Source organism: Planococcus halotolerans, assembly GCF_003289955.1.
Lineage (GTDB): Bacteria > Bacillota > Bacilli > Bacillales_A > Planococcaceae > Planococcus > Planococcus halotolerans.
In genome coordinates this window covers 48,531-64,300 of the sequence record NZ_QLZR01000002.1, presented here as the reverse complement: position 1 = coordinate 64,300, position 15,770 = coordinate 48,531, and the positions used below count along the sequence as shown (strand labels likewise).

General features: G+C 45.6%; 18 protein-coding genes. 13 read left to right on the top strand and 5 right to left on the bottom strand.

The window, feature by feature from the left end; all coding sequences use genetic code 11:
• Positions 1 to 128: 128 nt before the first annotated feature.
• The 6 genes from DP120_RS04960 (at position 129) to DP120_RS04940 (ending at position 4,989) form a co-directional block, all read left to right on the top strand.
• Entirely contained in the window at positions 129 to 986 is an 858-nt protein-coding gene (locus DP120_RS04960) for a YsnF/AvaK domain-containing protein (protein ID WP_112222468.1), read from the top strand.
• 125 nt (positions 987 to 1,111) lie between these two features.
• Positions 1,112 to 1,972, top strand: coding sequence for a YsnF/AvaK domain-containing protein (locus DP120_RS04955; protein ID WP_112222466.1), 861 nt, complete (start codon positions 1,112 to 1,114; stop codon positions 1,970 to 1,972).
• 160 nt (positions 1,973 to 2,132) lie between these two features.
• Complete coding sequence (locus DP120_RS04950) at positions 2,133 to 3,380, top strand: serpin family protein (protein WP_112222464.1); 1,248 nt, start codon at positions 2,133 to 2,135, stop codon at positions 3,378 to 3,380.
• Between the two features lie 110 nt (positions 3,381 to 3,490).
• Complete coding sequence (locus DP120_RS18765; protein WP_276310394.1) at positions 3,491 to 3,616, top strand: hypothetical protein; 126 nt, start codon at positions 3,491 to 3,493, stop codon at positions 3,614 to 3,616.
• A 283-nt stretch (positions 3,617 to 3,899) separates the two neighbouring features.
• A complete protein-coding gene (locus tag DP120_RS04945; RefSeq protein ID WP_112222462.1) occupies positions 3,900 to 4,508 on the top strand; it encodes a TetR/AcrR family transcriptional regulator in 609 nt (202 codons plus the stop codon).
• A gap of 283 nt (positions 4,509 to 4,791) precedes the next feature.
• Positions 4,792 to 4,989: a hypothetical protein gene (locus tag DP120_RS04940; RefSeq protein WP_112222460.1), complete on the top strand. Its 198-nt coding sequence runs from the start codon at positions 4,792 to 4,794 to the stop codon at positions 4,987 to 4,989.
• A gap of 69 nt (positions 4,990 to 5,058) precedes the next feature.
• On the opposite strand, the gene nadA is transcribed toward DP120_RS04940, so the two are convergent.
• The 3 genes from nadA to nadB are packed head-to-tail and all read right to left on the bottom strand — an operon-like array spanning position 5,059 to position 8,566.
• The gene (nadA, locus tag DP120_RS04935) at positions 5,059 to 6,153 is read right to left on the bottom strand and encodes a quinolinate synthase NadA (protein ID WP_112222458.1); all 1,095 of its coding nucleotides are present in this window, start codon (positions 6,151 to 6,153) and stop codon (positions 5,059 to 5,061) included.
• Positions 6,150 to 7,004, bottom strand: a complete 855-nt coding sequence (gene nadC / locus DP120_RS04930) for a carboxylating nicotinate-nucleotide diphosphorylase (RefSeq protein WP_112222456.1) — start codon at positions 7,002 to 7,004, stop codon at positions 6,150 to 6,152. The genes nadA and nadC overlap by 4 nt, the downstream gene beginning before the upstream one ends.
• Entirely contained in the window at positions 7,001 to 8,566 is a 1,566-nt protein-coding gene (gene nadB / locus DP120_RS04925) for an L-aspartate oxidase (protein WP_112222454.1), read from the bottom strand. The genes nadC and nadB overlap by 4 nt, the downstream gene beginning before the upstream one ends.
• 100 nt (positions 8,567 to 8,666) lie before the next feature.
• On the opposite strand from nadB, the gene DP120_RS04920 reads away from it, so the two are divergent.
• From DP120_RS04920 to DP120_RS04890, 7 genes are all read left to right on the top strand, one after another.
• Positions 8,667 to 9,800 (top strand): IscS subfamily cysteine desulfurase, encoded by a 1,134-nt coding sequence (locus DP120_RS04920; protein ID WP_112222452.1) that lies wholly within the window; start codon positions 8,667 to 8,669, stop codon positions 9,798 to 9,800.
• 53 nt (positions 9,801 to 9,853) lie between these two features.
• On the top strand, positions 9,854 to 10,054 hold the full coding sequence (locus DP120_RS04915) for a hypothetical protein (RefSeq protein WP_112222450.1): 201 nt from the start codon (positions 9,854 to 9,856) through the stop codon (positions 10,052 to 10,054).
• Positions 10,055 to 10,324, top strand: a complete 270-nt coding sequence (locus DP120_RS04910) for an OsmC family protein (RefSeq protein ID WP_112222448.1) — start codon at positions 10,055 to 10,057, stop codon at positions 10,322 to 10,324. It abuts the gene before it with no gap.
• Positions 10,325 to 10,419: 95 nt separating this feature from the next.
• Positions 10,420 to 11,577 carry a glycerate kinase gene (locus DP120_RS04905; protein ID WP_240611973.1) on the top strand — a complete coding sequence of 386 codons (1,158 nt, stop codon included), beginning with the start codon at positions 10,420 to 10,422 and terminating at the stop codon, positions 11,575 to 11,577.
• A 355-nt stretch (positions 11,578 to 11,932) separates the two neighbouring features.
• Positions 11,933 to 12,502: a hypothetical protein gene (locus DP120_RS04900; protein ID WP_112222444.1), complete on the top strand. Its 570-nt coding sequence runs from the start codon at positions 11,933 to 11,935 to the stop codon at positions 12,500 to 12,502.
• Positions 12,499 to 13,620, top strand: coding sequence for an MGDG synthase family glycosyltransferase (locus tag DP120_RS04895; protein ID WP_112222442.1), 1,122 nt, complete (start codon positions 12,499 to 12,501; stop codon positions 13,618 to 13,620). The genes DP120_RS04900 and DP120_RS04895 overlap by 4 nt, the downstream gene beginning before the upstream one ends.
• Positions 13,621 to 13,625: 5 nt before the next feature.
• A complete protein-coding gene (locus DP120_RS04890; protein WP_112222440.1) occupies positions 13,626 to 14,222 on the top strand; it encodes a DedA family protein in 597 nt (198 codons plus the stop codon).
• 9 nt (positions 14,223 to 14,231) lie between these two features.
• Here the strand turns inward: DP120_RS04890 and DP120_RS04885 are convergent, their stop codons facing one another.
• Both DP120_RS04885 and DP120_RS04880 read right to left on the bottom strand, forming a co-directional pair.
• Positions 14,232 to 14,999, bottom strand: a complete 768-nt coding sequence (locus tag DP120_RS04885) for an arylamine N-acetyltransferase family protein (RefSeq protein ID WP_112222438.1) — start codon at positions 14,997 to 14,999, stop codon at positions 14,232 to 14,234.
• 37 nt (positions 15,000 to 15,036) lie between these two features.
• The gene (locus tag DP120_RS04880) at positions 15,037 to 15,687 is read right to left on the bottom strand and encodes a lysoplasmalogenase (RefSeq protein WP_112222436.1); all 651 of its coding nucleotides are present in this window, start codon (positions 15,685 to 15,687) and stop codon (positions 15,037 to 15,039) included.
• Between the last annotated feature and the right edge of the window lie 83 nt (positions 15,688 to 15,770).

Here is a 15,770-nt window from a genome sequence, read left to right as displayed (position 1 = left end):
CTTCCCTTAGTCGGGAAGGCTTTTTTGATTGTGCGGACAACTTACAGTAGTTTTGATTGAAATGGCAAAGGGTAGTGAATCTATACGGGTATATGCAGTAAAAATCGATTGTTGGAGGTAATTACTCAATGGATAAAAAAGGCAATAAGCTATTCGGTTTTTTTGGCGGCCAAATGGAGGTTCAAGAAAAAATAGAAGAATTGAAAAATGAGGGTTATCCATCAGACAATATGTATGTTATTGCGAAAGACAATGAACAGATAAATGCCTTGCGATCTTACTCGGAAGTCCATTTCAGTACGGAACAGGACGGAGAATGGATCGATAAGTTCAAAGAAATGTTTTCAGGCAACCATTCGTTAAGGAATGTCTTTGAAGAAATGGGCTTCAGCAGCGAAGAGGCTGAAGATTTTAACCGCCGCATTGAAAACGGTGAAATCTTTCTGTTTGCGGACGACGAAGTTTATGACGAATCAGATAGGGATGCAGGAATTTCTGCAGCGGGAGTTTCAAACAACTCTGCCGGAGAATACGCAGAAACTCCAAAAATGAGCCGGACAGAACGGCGCAGAAAGCTGTCGGGTACAGATGAAGAAAGCTTATTATTGCATGAAGAACAACTGCAAGTTCATAAAGAGCGTGTGCAGACCGGAGAAATTAATGTCAATAAACGGATAGTGGAAGAACAGCAGCATATGGATGTTCCGGTTGAACGGGATGACGTCGTGGTGGAAAGACGGCCGGTTGCGGATAACGGAAACCCGGATGAGGAAATTAGAAGAGAGCCCTATCAGGTAGGGGATGAACTTCATATACCGGTTGTTGAGGAACGGCTGGTTGTAACGAAAAAAGAAGTGGTAACAGAAGAGATTGTGGTAACTAAACGGAAAATAAACGAAACCGAGCACATCTCCGAAACTGTCCGCCGTGAAGAAGTTGATATTGATGACAGTGACCTGCCGCCGAACGGCAGTACTAGAAAGTAAGATTCTGCAGAAACCTTATAAGAGAGGGCCTCGTGCGGCCTGGATGTTTATCAGGAATGCCAAAGGGTACACAAATACTAGATTCATCAGAAAGAAGACACATCAATTTAATTGGAGGTTTTATGATGGTGAACAATAATAATAACAACAACGACAAATTGGTAGGAACATTTGAACTGCAGGCGCAAGTCTTCAAGAAAATTGAACAACTGAAAGAACAAGGTTACCGTGAAGAGGATATGTATGTTGTCGCCAAAGACGGCGCGAATATCGATACTCTTCAGGACAAAACAAGAACAAATATCACTTCCGGTGATAAAGACAGTAATTGGAAAGATAAATTCACCAATCTATTCTCCAGCGACGATACGGAAAGAAGCTCATATCGCAATGTCAGCGATGATAACACGCGCGATACGGATTACAGCAGCCAGGTTGAAAATGGCCGTATCCTTTTATACGTTGACCAGGATTTCGCTGGCTCGTCAGGGACGTATGGCACAGGAAGCAGAACTGGTACAGATACAGGCAGTGATCTAAGCCGCGACAATTACTCTGGCACTGGCACTGATGAAGAAAGTCTCAAACTTCATGAAGAACGCTTGAATGTTGATAAAGAACGTGTGCAGACTGGTGAAGTAAATGTCGGGAAACATGTTGTGGAAGAAGAACAATCGATTGATGTGCCTGTTGAGCATGAAGAGGTTTACGTGGAACGCCGTCCGGTAAACGAAGAGTCCGGATCCGGCCTCACTGGCCGAGACGGACTGGATGGCAACGACTCCATCCATGTCGATGTCAATGAAGAACGCGTAAATGTATCCAAAGACGATGTCGTCAGCGAGGAATTGGTTGTCGGTAAACGCAAAGTCAAAGATACAGAACATGTCAGCGAGACTGTCCGCCGTGAAGAAGCGGATATCGATGAAGACAATAATGCCAATAAAGGCTTGTTTAACGACAAGGACAATAAAAGAGGCTTATAAGCCATCAGAATAAAACAATAGAATACTGCAAGGTGCCGCATCGGATGTGTCCGGTGCGGTTTTTTAGTTGGCAAAGATATTTCATTTCCTAAAGAATCTGCTTGCCGCTGTAACTTTTGCCAAAATTGACAGTCTAATCCTTAAAGGGGTGGATGGTTATATGAAGAGGAGCACGGTGTTTGCAGTTTCGCTAGCTGTAATAATACTTGCGGGTTGTGGGCAAACCCAAGGATCAACTGATCCAGGCAGCTTACAGCCTTCGAAAAATGCCGAATTCGAGGAAGATGATTATTTGGAGATAGTGGATGCCAGTAACCTTATGGGCATGAATTTATTGTCCGAAATCAGTGGGAAAGGCGAAGGGGACAACCCATTTATATCTCCTGTCAGCCTTTATATGGCACTTTCCATGCTCTATAACGGTGCTGAAGGTGATACGAAAGATGAGATTGCTGAAGTGTTGGGAGTGAAGGGAATTGAGGCGGGCAATCTGAATCAGGCGAACGCATCGCTGATGTCGATCCTTGCTTCTGACACAGAGAAGATAGAGCTGAGGATCGGAAACTCCATTTGGCTGAATGACTCTTATCAATTCCAGGAGCAATTCACTGCCAGCAATCGTGATTACTTTAATGCGGAAATTGAGGAGATCGACATTTCGGATAAAGCTTCGGCGGTTGAAATCAATGAATGGGTACAGGATGCTACCAACAATAAAATAAAGAAAATGGCAGAAGAGCCTTTAGACTCGAATATTGTTGCTATTCTCTTAAACGCAGTTTATTTTAAAGGTGATTGGCAATATAAATTCGAAGCAGGCACAACGAAGGAAAGCACATTTATGGGAGAAGGGGATAAGAAAAGCACTGTCCAAATGATGAGACTGGAAGAAAGAATCCCTTACCTTGAAACGGACAGCTTTCAGGCGGTTTCATTGCCTTACGGGGATGGCGAAATGGATATGAAGTTATTTTTGCCAAGAAGCAGTTCAAGTCTGAAAGAATTCAGAGACGCGCTGAATACAGAAAACTGGAAACGGTGGAATGGAGAGTTCAGCAGTCGACAAGGAAAAGTCCTGATGCCCAAATTTGAAATGGAATATGAAATTATATTGAATGATGCAATGAAAGAGCTGGGTATGCCAAGCTCTTTTAATGAAAATGCTGATTTTCCGCATATTGTCGAAGGAGACAGTGAACTAGCAGTTACTTCAATAGCCCAAAAAACCTACCTCGATATAAACGAGGAAGGGACCGAAGCAGCTGCGGCGACTTCGATTTCTGTAGTGGATTCCGGAGATGCAGAGCCACCGTTCACGATGAAAATTGAAAGACCTTTTTTCCTGGCCATAACAGATGTTGAGTCAGGGGCCATACTATTTATGGGTGAAATCAAAGATCTGCAGTAAAAGCTTCTTTAAAAAGTGTTGCGACCATTCCAATAATCTTTTTGGAATGGTTTTTCTATTGGTGAAACTTTAGATGTTTTTTCCGTAAAATAAATGAAGAGGGGAGGGGGATGAAGCAGCCTGCAATGAAAATACCGAAATGGCCAAATGATGATGAATGTGCTGAATATGCTGAAAAACGAGTCGGTTCTTTTAATCAGATATCTGCTTTACCAGGGCTTCCAAATGGCAAATGAGCTGCAGAAGGTTTGGGTGTTTTATTCATGCCAATCTTCCTGGTTGTTATATTCAGCAGCATGATCATATTTATGATAAGGATGCTCCGGCTTTAAATTTCCGTAATCCCAGTGGAAAGCAGTTATCCAGTAACCCACAGGGAAATGGGGTTATCCACAAAGCTTCGAAGTTATTAACTATTTGATGATACAAGTGTATTAATTAGATTTTATGCATTGAATTTATTTAATACACCCGTATCATATTTATTGAATAATAAAAGTATTCTGATAAAATGGATGTATGCCAAAACTTATAGATCATGAAAGCAAGAAGCTGGATATCGCACATGCCGCATGGAAAATTCTATTGAAGGAGGGTATGGGAGGCGCGTCAGTAAGGAATATAGCGAAGGAGGCCGGAATCACACTGGGAGCGCTGCGTTATTATTTCACATCACAGGAAGAGCTGTTAGCTTACACAGAAGATCTGGTGCATGCAAACCTTGCGGAAAAAACTTCAGAACTGTTCATGGCGGATTTGCTGCCCCGGGAAAAGATCCTGCGGCTGCTGATCGGCTTATTGCCGGAAGGAAGAGAAGGGGATTCAGCGCCGGAAGCCCGGCTGATCTTCAAGCTGAATGCGAGTTATTCGCAGAAAAGCTATGACAGAAGCCGCGACAGCGTCTATCAGGCTGTAAAATCCGTTATGTCGAACCTTGTCATGCTTAATCTATTGAAGAAAGAAACAGATTTGAGTCTGGAAACTGACCGTCTGTATTTGATGATGGACGGACTAGCTATGGATTTGATGCTGCAGGGAACAGAAGCGAAGACAGATAAGCTGAGAAAGATACTCGAAACCCACCTCGATTCAATATGTAAAGAGCAGCAAAGCAGGGATCAATTTTGACCTCTGCTTTTTATCTAGCTGCAGTTTTACTTAAAAGTTAAATAGTTATACATATTTATATAAGATTTAAGTTTATATAGTTGTTTACATAATATAAATATCATTCAATTAAATCTAATTTCATCAAACGAGAAGAATATCTTAGCTGAACATAAATGCTTTCTTCAACATATATAGGTTTATAAAATGATGAAAAAAGGTATAAATCATTAAACTTTTATTTATTTTCAATTTAAAATAAAATAAAGGGGTGTAATTTATCCCTAAAGAGGAGTTGAGACCGATGAGTTCAGAATCGATCAAAGGTTCAAGCATGATTGTGAAAATGACACGTACTCTGATGAATGAAGGCTGGTCATTTACTCCCAATGAATTTGATGTGATCATCAAAGCTGAAAACAAGGCAACCGGTGAATCCGTCCATTTCCCGTCGATCGGAAACTTGAAGACCTGGCTTTATCAAAAAGCGTTGAGCTATTAAAATAAAAGAAAAGCCCGGCCATCAGAAACATGATGGCCGGGCTTTTTCGTTGCATACGTTTTTTCTTTCTTACAGCATTTTCTCCAAAGCCATGACCGCTTCTTCAGCGGTTTTTGGATCGACTGTGATCCTGTTGATTACTCTGCCTTCCACCAACTCTTCGAGCGCCCATGTCAGATGAGGCAAATCGATGCGGTTCATCGTCAGGCAAGGGCACATATACGGGTTAAGCGAAACGATATCACGGTCCGGATAGTCCTTGATGAGACGGTTCACCAGGTTCATTTCTGTGCCGATCGCCCATTTGGAACCGGGTTCAGAAGCTTCGATCATATCAATGATGTATTTCGTCGAACCGGCGTAATCGGAGATGCTGACGACTTCATAGGTGCATTCAGGGTGGACGAGGATATTGCGGTCTGGTTCTTTGTCTCGCAGGATTTCCACATGCTTCGGCAGAAAGTTCATATGTACCGAACAATGGCCTTTCCAAAGAATTACCTGCACGTCTTCAAGTTCGCATTGCAGTTCAAGTTTTTGTTTGACTGGATCCCATATTGCCATTTGCTCCAATGGAATTCCAAGTTTTACGGCTGTGTTCCTGCCAAGGTGCTGATCGGGAAGGAACAGCATGCGCTGCTTTTGTCCGAGAGCCCATTCCACCATTTCCGCAGCATTGGAAGAAGTGACCGTTGCACCGCCATTTCTGCCGACAAAAGCTTTGATGGCGGCGGTTGAATTTACATAAGTCAGGGGTACAATCGTATCACCGAAATATTCCTGCAGTTTCTGCCATGCCCGCTCGGTCTGATCAATATTGGCCATATCCGCCATTGAGCAGCCTGCCCGCATGTCGGGTAGGATGACTGCCTGTTCAGGTGTGGTCAGAATATCCGCAGTTTCCGCCATGAAATGGACACCGCAGAATAATATATAGTCGGCGGTCTGGCTGCCGGCGATTTGTGAAAGCTGGAGAGAATCTCCTGTTACGTCCGCATAGCGGATCACTTCATCTTTTTGGTAATGGTGGCCCAAAATAAATAATCGGTCGCCAAGAATGTTCCTTGCGCGGGCTGCCCGTTCATGCAGTTCGCTGGTCGGCGCTGCCAGATATTCTGGCGGCATGGCATCGGCCAATTGAAGTTCATCCAATAATGAAGTCATTGTATAATAGCCTCCTTTTGTGAAACGCTTAAATTCATACTCATATCGAGATTGCTGACGCTATGTGTCAATGCGCCGATGGATATGACATCAACACCAGTGTTTTTGTAATCAGCAAGTTTCTTCAAATCGATTCCTCCTGATGCTTCGGTACGGATGGCAGGCGGCACTAGCTGCGTCCAACGCTTCATCGTGTCAGGCGTTTGGTTATCGAACATGATGACATCAGGCAAAGCAGCAATCGCTTCCACTAATTGTTCTTCTGTTTCCACTTCAACTTCGACCATCATCATATGGCCATGCGCCGAACGCACTTTTCTTACTGCATCCGTAATGGAACCGGCTGCCGCGATGTGATTGTCTTTCAGCATGACCGCATCGTATAACCCGTTGCGGTGGTTAAATCCGCCGCCAGCTCTTACCGCATATTTTTCGAACATGCGGAGGCCGGGTGTCGTTTTTCTCGTATCGACGATGCGGGTAGTGGATGCACCAAGCGCATCCACGCAATTTCTCGTCAATGTTGCGATGGCGCTCATGCGCTGCACGAGATTAAGAAAAACACGTTCGCCCGACAGGATAGGTGCCACTTTGCCTGTAATCCGGACAATCGCTTCACCGGCAATCACCCGGTCGCCGTCCTGTTTGAGCGGTTCAACCGTTATGGAAGTGTCCAGAAGATGGTAGCCCCATTCGAAAAGCTGCAGCCCTGCAACAACACCTTCAGCTTTTGCCCGGACGATTGCTTCGCCGGTATCACTGTCATTAAAAATGACCGAAGAAGCATCCCGTTCCCCGATATCTTCGATTAAAAAGTCTCTCAATGCTTTTTCTGCCACTAATCTGTTCATTGTACAGTCTCCTTGCTGTGAATTTTTCTGTCGGTGATCGCTATTCCATCCAATGAAATTCCAATCACTTTTCCTTGCCATTCTGCCGATGGGTGCGGTAAATCCATCCTGAAATGGGCGCCGCGGCTTTCATCCCGTATAAAAGCGGCAGTCGCGATCAATAAACTGGCAGTCGTTCTATGGTAATCGCCGATATCGCTGTTGCTTAGTTCGAGCAGATCGCCGACGGGCAATAAGGGAAAGTCGGCAATAAATTTTTTCAATTGCGCTTTGTCTCTTAATATGCCGACAGCATGGGTCATTTTCAGCCGCAGCAAGTCACTGTCGGGAATCCGGAAAGGTGCAGGAAGCGTTTCTGTTTCCAAGCGCCGGTCCTGATTTTGGGATATGTCAGTGCCCACATCGCTTTGTTCGACTAAAAAGTCAGCCAGCCGTTTCGCGAATACGATCGCTTCCAGCAGGGAGTTGCTCGCCAGCCGGTTTGCGCCGTGGACGCCCGTCGATGCGATTTCACCGATTGCATAGAGCTGCCTGACAGTAGTTGCCCCATTCTCATCCGTTTTAACACCGCCCATATGAAAATGAGCACCCGGCCGAACCGGTATCCCTTCCAGTGCAGGATCTATTCCATGAGCCAGGCAATTTTTCAGGATTGCCGGAAATTTACGGCCGAAGCCATCGATATGGCGTGCGTCCAGAAATACAGCTCCTTTTTCCTGCCAATGCCATTCGATGGTACGGGCGACAATGTCCCGAGGCGCAAGCTCTTTCAGCGGATGGATATTCTCCATGATGGCTTTTCCGTCTATATTGACCAAAAGTGCACCTTCACCCCGGACGGCTTCGGAAATGAGTCCTTTGGCTTTGCCGTCGATGGTCAAAATAGTGGGGTGGAATTGGACAAATTCAAGATCTTCCAATACGGCACCAGCCCGGTAGGCAAGCGAAAGCCCGTCACCTTCCGCAACGGGGGAATTGGATGTATGGCTGTATAAAGCGCCTATGCCGCCAGTTGCAAGGACAGTATGCCGGGCATATATCACTTTTCTGCTGCCGCTTTCGTCACAGGCAACTACTCCGCGGCATTGCCCTTGGTCAATAACAAGATCAAGCGCCTGGTGATGATGAAATAACCGGATCTTGTCTTCGGTTTTCTTCATTAAATAGGCCATAAGCATTTTACCGGTCTGATCGCCGCCGGAGTGGAGTATTCTCCGGGTGCTGTGTGCTCCTTCGATGCCAAGTGCAGGTTGGCCGGTTTCGTCCTTGTCATAGGGGAGGCCTTCTTCCATCAGCTGACGGAGAACGGACGCTCCTTCGGTGGTCAGGATGTCCACCCGCTGTGGATTGGAATGTCCGGCTGTCGCCGTCAACGTATCTGAAGCATGTGCTGCCGGAGAATCAGAAGGATGGAGGCTCGCTGCAATTCCGCCCTGAGCAAGGCTGGAATTTGCGTTTTCCGGAGAAGCTTTTGTTAATACCGCAATTTTATAGGAGGAAGGCAAAGAGTGAGCGAGCATCAAACCCGCCGCTCCGCCGCCGATTATACATACATCAAACAAAACTTTACACCTTCTTTACAAGTGTCTTGACACTATTAATGACATAAAGATACAGTGATTACAAGGCTAAAATGATTTTCGAAGGGATTTTGATGATAATATGAAAAGTTATTTGGATGCTGCTGCAACGGTTCCGATGAGAAAAGAAGCCTTGCAGGCATATATGGAAACAGCAGAACGCGCTTTCGGCAATACGCAAAGCCTCCATGACGCAGGGACGGAAGCAGCGGAATATGTGGATTCCTGCCGCCGGATCTGGGGTACATTATTGGATATACGGCCGGAAGGATTTTATTTTACCGGAAGTGCTTCTGAGGGGAATCAATTGGCAATCCGTTCCTTGTTAAAAGGGCGTTCGGACCATTGCAAAAAAATTATCGCAACACCGCTGGAACATGCCTCGGTACTGGCTGTTCTGCATGAACTGCAAAGTGAAGGCTATCATGTCGAATTTCTTCCGGTGGATGAGAATGGAAATCTGGACATGGGGGCATTTGAACTTGCGGTGAATGAAGATACGGCACTTGTCATTATGCAGCTGGTCAATTCCGAGATGGGAGCCATCCAGGATGTTGCACATTGTGCGGCGTATGCCAAACGCTGGAATGTCCCGGTCCACTCGGATATGGTTCAGGGACTCGGAAAAATTCCGATCAATTTAAGTGCCAGCGGAGTTGCTTCTGCCGTTTTCTCTGCACATAAGATCGGTGGACCAAAAAGTGTCGGCATCGTTTACATAGATCCGAGTATCCACTGGCAGCCAGTTTATGAAGGGACCGTGCATCAGGGCGGATTCCGTGCAGGAACAATCGATGTCCCGGGAATTGTCTCTGCCACAATCGCCGCAAAACTGGCGGCAGCCGAACAGCCGGAAAGTTACAGGAAAGCGCAGATGCTTCAATCATTTTTGGCCGAACATCTGCCCGCAGATGTTTTACTTGCCGGAAATTCCGATAATAAGTCGCCTTTCATACAGGGGTTGCTTTTGCCTCACGTGGAGGGCCAGTGGATGATGCTCGAATGCAACCGGCATCAAATAGCGATTTCAACTGGCACTGCCTGCAAAATCGGTGCAGGTGAAGCGATGTCTGCGATGCTCGCAATGGGATTTGAAAGTGATGAGGCGCGGAAATTTATCCGGATCTCTTTCCACAATTCAGTAGAAGTAAAAGATTTGTTGAATTTTTTGGAGGTTGTTAAGAATTCGATGCACATTTCAGAAATGCACTTTTAATTTGCGGAATAGTCCGTTAATTGGTATTCTAAGAAAAAGGACGGTGGATATACGTGAGTGAAATTATTGAACTGACTAAAATAACGATAATCCAGAAAGATACGGCCAATAAAATCCGGGAAGCCTATATCGGCGATTTTAAAGAGCCGCTCATGTTCGGGGTACACGGCGGAGTCCGTGACTTTTACGGAGTTGAAACAGATCCTGAATATCCTTCCACTTTGGACCATATTGTAGCGGCTGCCGGCGGCTGACTGGTCGGTACATTATCAGGCGCGCTGGAAGCGCGTCAAATACCGACTTCACCAGACAAAGTCAAAGCAGACGTCCAAGGTACCATCGAAGCGCCGGAAGGTGTTTTGAAAATCACCAAAATCGATTGCCATTACCATGTGAAGGTGCCTGCAGGCAAAGAAGAAGCTGCAGAACGGGCTTTAAAAGTTTTTGACAGAGGCTGCCCGGTTGCCCAAACTTTAAAAGGGGCAGTGGAAATTGTGCATTCATGGGAAATTGAAAGTTATTGATGTGGTGAAAAAAGATTTTGGGAAGGCTTGTCTTACCATAAGGCAAGTCTTCTCTTTTATTGTTTTATCCGCTTATTGCAGGCAGGAGGCCAATGATGAAAATAGTTATTTCGCCTGATTCATTCAAAGGTTCAATGACCAGTATGCAGGCTTCGTCAGCCATAAATCGCGCAGTACATGAAATCATTCCCGAAGCCGAAACAGCACTATATCCCATGGCGGATGGCGGGGAAGGGACAGTGGAGGCGGTTTTACGCGGGAGAGACGGAGACAAAATCAGCTGCCGTGTCCAGGATCCGCTTGGACGGGATATCGATGCCGTCTACGGATGGATTGACAGGGAAAAAACCGCCATCATCGAAACAGCGGCTGCTTCCGGATTGCCCCTGCTGAAACCAGGGGAACTGGATCCGGAAACGGCTTCGAGTTATGGCACTGGACAGCTGATAAAAGACGCAATCGGGCGGGGGGCAAAAACGATTCTGCTCGGTCTTGGCGGAAGCGCGACTGTTGATGCGGGCACCGGTTTATTCCAGGCACTTGGGTTGAAATTCTTTGATCACGATAAAAAAGAAATTGCACATATCGGTGGACGGCTGGACCGTATTTTATCCATTGACACCTCAGGATTAATCCCCGCCTTATCGTCCATTAAATTTATCGTTGCCAGTGATGTCACGAACCCGCTTCTCGGAAAAGAGGGGGCGATTGCTGTCTTCGGTCCACAAAAAGGGGTGAAAAGACATCAGCTGGAAAGTTTTGAAGAAGGGATGCGGCAGTTTTCTGTAATAGCTGCACAGACTGCAGGCAGGGATATGAGCGCAGAAGCCGGCAGCGGTGCTGCTGGTGGGATTGGATTTTTGTTGAAGACATTTCTGGAGGTTGAATTTCGCAATGGACTGGATTTGATTGTCGAAATGCTCCAGCTGGAAAAGCAGCTGGCAGGGGCGGATCTCATATTAACCGGTGAAGGGCGGATTGACGGCCAATCCCTATTCGGCAAAGTACCTGTAGGAATTGGGCGCCTTGCGGGGAAAAGAGTGATACCTGTGATTGCATTTGCCGGTTCCATCGGTCCGGGCGTAGAAACCCTTGAGCAGGAGGGCATACAGGCTGTCATGCCTATAGTGGATGGCCCCATGTCACTAGAGGAAGCGCTGCAGAACGGAGAAGCTCTCCTCTATGAGTCAGCGAAACGGTTGATGAGGATCCTTCTGATAGCTAATACAATAGAAGCAGGAAACAAAGGTTGATATTACCTGCTTACAGCATGAATTTTCTCCATTATCCTGCAGATATTTTTAACCCGCTCACCACAGAGCGGGTTTTTCTATGAAAATTAATAATATCTTAATAAATATTCTGATTCTTTTTTAAGCAATCAGGTCTATAATAGGGAGAGATTCTAACAGAAAATTACATATAAGTATGAAACCTTACATGGATTCAATCGTTTAATAGATAAAGAGAAATAAGTCCCGATAGATTCTAAGCCTATGGTCGCATTCGGAAGCGGCCCGGCGCCTGATGTGGTTTAACAGAGACAAAGATAAACTGAGGTTATGGAATCATTGTATAAAACGGACTGTATGCAAGGGGGATGAAAAGATGGAAATATATATTGTGTTCACTGATACCAAAACCAATTTGGCCAAGATGATCAAAAACTGCACCCGGTATCCATTCAGCCATGTATCGCTGTCATTTACAAAGGACTTGAGCCAGATGTACAGTTTTGGCCGAAAAGATACGGACAACGCATTTATTGCCGGGTTTGTGAAGGAAGATGTGCGGGACCACCTTTTTCAGCGGGCGGACTGTGCTGTCTGCAAACTGGATATGACGCAACAGGAATACGACAGAATATGGTCTTATGTCCAAAAAATGGAGCGGGAGAAGGACTCTTTCAAATACAACTTCACTGGTCTATTCGCTGTAGCCTTAAACTATAATTTCAACCGTAAAAACGCTTATTTCTGTTCGCAATTCGTTACTGAAGCGTTGGCTGCGGGAGATATCTGGCTGGCCGAAAAACCGCCTGCCCTCATGACGCCGCGGGATATCTTCTCCTCGGACAGCATGGAAATGATTTACCGCGGTGATATGAGAAACTATCCGCATCTTGAACCCATTTCAGATTATGTCCTCACGCCCCGTCTACTGGAGGCAGTCCAATGAAGAAGGTCCTGCTCCTGCCTTTGTTGAACAGCATGCCATCCGGCCATCACCAGGTAGCGGAAGCTATCTGTGAGAGCATCCGTGCAAACACTGAAAAGATTGAATGCGAAAAATTGGATATTCTTAGTGAATGGAACATTCGGGTTGAACAAGAAATTGTCAAAGGCTATCTTGGATGGATTCGCCGCTTCCCCGAGTCCTATGCATGGATCTACCGGCAATTTGCATATCGCAGCAAAAGCGAGCGCCCCCACAGAGTCTACGAGATCCTATTCATGAAAAAGGTCAAAGATATCCTGCACAGGGAACAGCCCGACCTGATCATCTGCACACATGGTTTCTCATCTCTTTTTATCAATCGCCTGAAAGAGTCGGGTGAATGCACTGTTCCCGCGGTTAACATCTATACTGATTTTTTTATAAACGACGTATGGGGCCGCAGCCATATCGATTATCATTTTGTTCCCAGTGTTAAGATTAAAAGTGAGCTTTCTTCAAAATACAATATAGACAGCAGCCGGATTTTCGTGACCGGTATACCCATCAGCGGAAAATTCCTGGAACGGGATGAAAGGAAAGAGGGAGAGCCTGCTGAACCATTTCATATTCTGTTATCCGGGGGCAGTGTCGGTCTGGGCAATCTTGCCGAAATGCTGAAAAGAAGCGCCAAGGACTTGGATTGCCGCGTAAAGGTATTATGCGGAGCAAATAAAAAATTATACGAAGAAATTAAACGGATTCCAGGTGATTTTGCTGAAGCCTACCCTTATATTGCTTCCAAAGAAGAAATGAACACGATTTATGAAAATTCGGATGCCATTATCAGCAAGCCTGGTGGAGTGACGGTTTCGGAAGCAATCCGAAAAGATCTCCCTATATTCATTTCTTCCGCTTTGCCGGGACAGGAGCAGATAAATCTTCAGCTTTTAAATGAAATGGGTCTGGTATTCATCATTCCCGACGGAGAAGATGCACTGGATTTTGCCTGCCGGCAACTAAAGGACAGAGATAAAATGCGTAACTTTAGAGAAGCGGCTGCCCGGTACAGAGGTTCTTTTGAATTGGCAGATTCACGCAGCATGTTCAAAGTGATAGAACATATGCTTGAGCGGAGCTGAGCACAGTGGATATTCAGTCTATCGTCGATCAGATATTGATGTTTTTAAAAGATCTGGGTCTTATCGGTTTGTTTGTTTCGATATTTTTGGAAGGGGCTTCTGTTCCTTTCCCTGGCATTATCGCCGTTCTGGCATATGGCGGCCTGCTCGATTTTTCAGTGCAAAAGATGGCCGGAACCGCTGCTGCGATGGCTGTCGTTTACAGTCTGGCCAGTCTGATCCCATATTTTATAGGCAATAAATTGGAGCATCGTCTGTGGAATAAAATCCGTAAAGGGCTCAGCAAGGCAAGCCGCTTTTTCAATCGATACGGCATCTGGAGCATCGCCTTATCACGGCCATTCGGAGTAGGGAACTATATTTCTTATCTTGCAGGCATAAGCAATGTCGGCTTGGTAAAATATCTGCTGCTCACGTTTACCGGAATCTTTCCCTGGTGTTTTATCATTCTATACCTGGGTGATTACCTGAACGGCAATTACGACCGTTTCTCAGCCTTGTTCAATGAATATAAATTCGAGTTCTACGGAATCGGTCTATTGCTGGCCATTCTCTTCACAGCATATTCTATCTGGAAGCGCAGAAAAAAAGACCGGACATGAAAAGCCTCTTCAAATGCGAAGAGGCTTTTCTGTGTCCAGCACAATCCCGAATTCTTCTTCGAGCATTTTCATTTTTTCAGCTTCCGTCAATTCCTGCTTTTCTTTCCTGCCATCTATGGTGCGGGTAAGAGTGGTTCCGGTAAGCGTTACACGGCCTTCTGGAGTCGCTTTTGTCACAATGTCATCATGTGTAAAAGTAGACTCTTCTGACACCTGGTTAAAGATACACCCTTCATGGAAATCCTCCAGCTTTTTCTCGTCCAGCGTAAAGCGGTACAGCACTTTTTCATCTCCGTCATTTTCACGTGTCAATTCATAAACATCTGTTTCAATTTCATCAATCCGGTATGTGCCGCTGTTATCCGTATGGCGTTCACCGCCGAGTGGAATGGGACTGATGGTCGAATCACCGAATCCAGCATCCACCAGGTAAGGGGCGTCCAGTTCCACGATGATGGCTGCATGAGTATCGGGTTTTGCATAGCTGCCGTCAGGTTTCATCACGGTCGCCGAAATCATTTTAGCGTCAAAACCGATTTGCTGCAAAAGCCAGCAGAACAAGCCGTTCAGTTCGTAGCAATAGCCGCCTCTGTGCTGATTGACCACTTTATCGTATATGTTCTCAAGGTTCAGGTAGATTGGAACTTTGCGGATCACATCCAGGTTTTCGAAAGGGATATGCTGCATGTGAAGTGATTGGAGCTTCGCCAGGTCCTGCAGGTAATTTTCTTCAACGGGGTAGGCATCAAAGCGTTTCAAATATTTTATCGGATCCATATATATTTTCCTTCCTTTCATGCGGTAGCGTACTGGCTTATTTATTCCCGATAATTGGCTTCCGGAAACTTGCCACGCTGTGCGCAATGGAAAATTGTGCGCTGTAATAGGTGGACATGATGAGCAGGTGCGAATACGCCACAGGAGCAACAAACATATTCCAGGCCAGTACAGAATCCGATGCGACAAATAGCAGACTGCCGATGATCAGCCAGCGGTTTCCGGTCATAAATGCGGACCAGGCCATCAGGATAATGGCGAAAATATAAAACAGGACCGGCACGATTAATGCGTCATCACCGCTGGCCTGCAGTGCTCCCAGCATCCGTACACCCATCACCAGGCCAAAAATGCCGAGCGGCAGGATGGATAGTAAACGGTAGAGACTGTATTTCCATTGGGTTAAAAATGCAGCTATGTAAAAGAGATGACCGATTAAAAAGGCGGATAGGCCGATGATGAACCAATGGAGAGTCGCGTCGCCGATTGAACAAAAGACCAGCCCGGTGAGGATCAGCCAGTGGATCTTTAATTTATCGCCAGGCATTTGAAGGAATGCATACATGATGATCAGCACCATCGGAATCAGCTTGAAAATGAGCTTAAACCATAAGGGTTCATCCGGAATAAAGAAAATGTAAAGAATGCTTGCCGCTAAAATTAACACAGGTAAAAATGATTTTTTCATAATAAGGCTCCCATCGTTTCTTCTATATAAATTGTATTCCACCATACAATTGTAAATCCCTTTATTTTCCTTGTGATTTTACA